Source organism: Nocardioides sp. P4_G4, assembly GCF_056401085.1.
Map to the genome: position 1 here is coordinate 1 of NZ_JBFUKA010000162.1, position 3,303 is coordinate 3,303.

The 3,303-nt window shown below is 73.8% G+C and carries 2 protein-coding genes; both read right to left on the minus strand.

Features of this window, described 5'->3' with window-relative positions:
- Nucleotides 1-15: 15 nt before the first annotated feature.
- Nucleotides 16-1,518 (minus strand): amidohydrolase, encoded by a 1,503-nt coding sequence (locus tag AC1DQF_RS21355; RefSeq protein WP_477527232.1) that lies wholly within the window; start codon nt 1,516-1,518, stop codon nt 16-18.
- A 19-nt stretch (nt 1,519-1,537) separates the two neighbouring features.
- Complete coding sequence (paaN, locus tag AC1DQF_RS21360) at nt 1,538-3,196, minus strand: phenylacetic acid degradation protein PaaN (protein ID WP_477527233.1); 1,659 nt, start codon at nt 3,194-3,196, stop codon at nt 1,538-1,540.
- Nucleotides 3,197-3,303: the final 107 nt, after the last annotated feature.

Here is a 3,303-nt window from a genome sequence, read left to right on the forward strand (position 1 = left end):
CGGACTACCCCGCCGTCAGCGCCGGTGGACGACCCGACCGTCGACCCACGTCGCGACGACGTGGTCGCCGAGGCCGCGCAGCCGGGCTGCGTGGGCCGCGTCGCCGACACCGTCGAGCGGGTCGGCGGCCAGCAGCACGAGGTCGGCCGGGTGACCGGGCGAGACGGTGCCGAGGCCGTCGGTCGAGGCGGCCAGCGCCTCGCGCGGGGTGATCGACTGCTCGGGGTGCCAGGGCTCGCGCTCGTCACCGGTGCGGTGGACGGCGGCCGCGACCTCCAGCCACGGGTCGAGCACCGAGACCGGGGCGTCGGACCCGAGCACCACGTCGACACCGTCGTCGAGCATCCAGCGCAGCGGGAAGCAGCGCTCGGACCGGCCCGGCCACAGCCGCTCGGTCACGTCGCGGTCGTCGATCAGGTGGGCGGGCTGGACGCTGGCGCGGACGCCGAGGTCGGCCATCCGGCGTACGTCGTCGCGCGTGGTGAGCTGGACGTGCTCGATGCCGCCGCGCGCACCCGTCTCGGCGAAGGCGGCGAGCGCCTCGGTGACGGCGCGGTCCCCGATGGCGTGCACCGCGACGTCGAGGTCGTGCTCGGCGGCCCGGGCCAGCAGCCGGCGCAGCTCCTCCGGCGTCTGGTTGGGCTGGCCCTCCGGGAAGCCGAGGACGGCCTTCTCGGCGTACGGGTCGCAGCACCAGGCCGTGCGGGTGTTGAGCGACCCGTCGCTGATGATCTTGAGCGGGCCCATCGTCAGCCGTCGGTCGCCGTCGAGCGGGTCGCCGGAGCGCAGGCCGCGCGCGATGACGTCCTCGAGTCCGTCGGCGTAGCAGGCGTGCCGGACCCGGATCAGGTCCGCACCGCCCGCCCACCGCTCGGCCCAGTCGGCCACCCCGCCGCTGAACTCGAAGTCCACGACGCCGACCACGCCGAGCGCGGCGGCGTTCTCCATGGTGCGGCGGTAGGCCTCCGGGCCGGTGCCGTCGCTGCCGAGCACGGTCGAGAGCCGGCCGTAGGCCATGAACCACTCCGCCTCGCTCACCACGCTCTGGCGGGTCGGCAGGGCGAGCATCTGCAGCGCGACCGTGTTGAGCCAGCCGTGGTGGCCGTCGCCGGCGATCAGCACGATCGGCTGCTCGGTGTCGATGGCGTCGAGGTGGGCGGCGACCGGACCCTCGTCCCAGGCGGTCGGCCGGTGCCCCCAGCCGATGACGGGCAGGTCCGGCCACTCCTCGAGCCGCTCGCGCACCAGGGCCACGGCCTGCTCGGCCGAGCGGGCCGGGGCGAGGTCGAGCCGGGCGCTGGAGAGCGTCCACTGGGCCAGGTGCACGTGCTGGTCCCAGAGTCCCGGCATCAACCAGCCGCCGGCGGCGTCGAGTACGTCGGCGTACGTCGCGGCCTCGTCGTCGCTCACGAGGCCAGGCCCGACCCGGGTCACGACGCCGTCCTCGACGAGGACGTCGACGAGATCCTGCGGAGCGGGCTCGGTGACGGGCACCAGGCGGGCGTTGCGGATCAGCATGCGCACACCGTAGGACGCCTCACACGTGGCGCCGCGACTGCACCACCCGGAAGCGCGAGGCGACGTACGCCCCGTCGGTGTAGGAGGCGTTGGCGGCCGGGTTGGCGCCGGTGCCGTGGAAGTCGCTGAAGGCAGCGGACTGGTTGACGAAGACCCCGCCGAGGAGGTTCTCGCTGAGCGCGACGCCGGCGTCGAGGGCGGCGTCGCGCATCTGCTCGACGACGGCCTCGGAAGTCGAGTAGACGGCCGCGGTCATGGCGCCGTGACGCTGGACCGTGTCGCGGAAGAGGCCGATGGACTCGTCGGTGCCGGAGGTCTCGATGAGGTAGGCCACCGGGCCGAAGCACTCCGACTCGTAGACGTCGGAGTCGGCCGCGGTGAGCCCCACGAGGGTGGGCGTGCGGACGGTCGCGCCGGCGTACGACGGGTGCGTGACGTCGCGGCCCGCGACCAGGACCCGCTCGCGGGACCGGGCGGACTCGACGCGCTCGACGACCGCCGGCGACACGATGCCGCCGAGCAGCTCGACCGCCTTGGCGTCCTCGCCGAGCAGCCCGTCGAGGGCCTTCTCGATGCCCTCGGCCAGCCGGGCCGGCGAGACGGTGCCGTCGGGGGTCGCGATGCCGCCGGCCGGCACGTAGAGGTTCTGCGGGGCCGTGCACATCTGGCCGGAGTAGAGGGCCAGCGAGAAGGCGAGGTTGCGGCACATCGCGCCGAGGTCGTCGGTCGAGTCGATGACGACGGTGTTGACGCCGGCCTTCTCGGTGAAGACGGTGGCCTGGCGGGCGTTGGCCTCGAGCCAGTCGCCGAAGGCGTTGCCGCCGGTGAAGTCGACGAGGCGGACCTCGGGGCGGGTGGCCAGCGTCGCGGCCAGACGGTCGTCGGGGCCCTCGGCGGCGAGCGTGACCAGGTTGCGGTCGAAGCCGTTCTCGGCCAGCACCTCCTGGCAGACCTGGACGGTGAGGGCGAGCGGCAGCACGGCGGCCGGGTGCGGCTTGACCACGACCGGGTTGCCGGTGACCAGGCTGGCGAAGAGCCCCGGCCAGGAGTTCCACGTCGGGAAGGTGTTGCAGCCGATCACCAGCGCGACGCCGCGCGGCACGACGGTGAAGGTCTTCTCCATCCGGAGCGGGTACTTGCCGGGCTTCTCCCACAGGGCCGTCGCCGGGGTGCGGATCATCTCGGTGTGCGCGTAGGCGATCGCCTCGAGCGCCCGGTCGAGGGCGTGCGCGCCCCCGGCCTGGAAGGCCATCACGAAGGCCTGGCCGCTGGTGTGCTGGACCGCGTTGGCCAGCTCGAAGATCCGCCCGTGCAGACGGTCGAGGACCTCCAGGCACACGGCCGTGCGGCCGTCCGGTCCGGCGTCGCGCCAGGCCCTCATGCCGGCCCGCGCGGCGGCCATCAGAGCATCGACGTCGGCGACGCGGGGGTAGGTCACGCCGAGGTCGATGCCGTACGGCGACCGCTCGGTCGCCACGGTGCCGTCGCTGCCCGGGGTCTCCAGCGGGAACGGCCGGTCCAGCAGGGCGTCGAACGCAGCCTTGCCCTCGGCGGCCGCGGACTCGCCGTACACCCGCGGCGACGGGGACTCGTCGAAGGCCGAGTAGTAGGTGCGCGCGGCGCTGGCGGCGACGGCGGCGTCGAGGCGCTCGCGGTGACGGTCGAGGTTGAGGGTCATGCCACCACTGTCTCGCGATGTGACGCCTCCGCGCAATCTCGACCGCCGTCTGTCACACACCGTTGGGGTAGTCCGTGACGTTTGGCCCCCTTTTCGGCGTCGAGGAG

Bases quoted from the DNA above. Each gene is read 5' to 3' on its own strand.
- paaN (WP_477527233.1), bottom strand. From the start codon at position 3,196: ATGACCCTCAACCTCGACCGTCACCGCGAGCGCCTCGACGCCGCCGTC.
- AC1DQF_RS21355 (WP_477527232.1), bottom strand. From the start codon at position 1,518: ATGCTGATCCGCAACGCCCGCCTGGTGCCCGTCACCGAGCCCGCTCCG.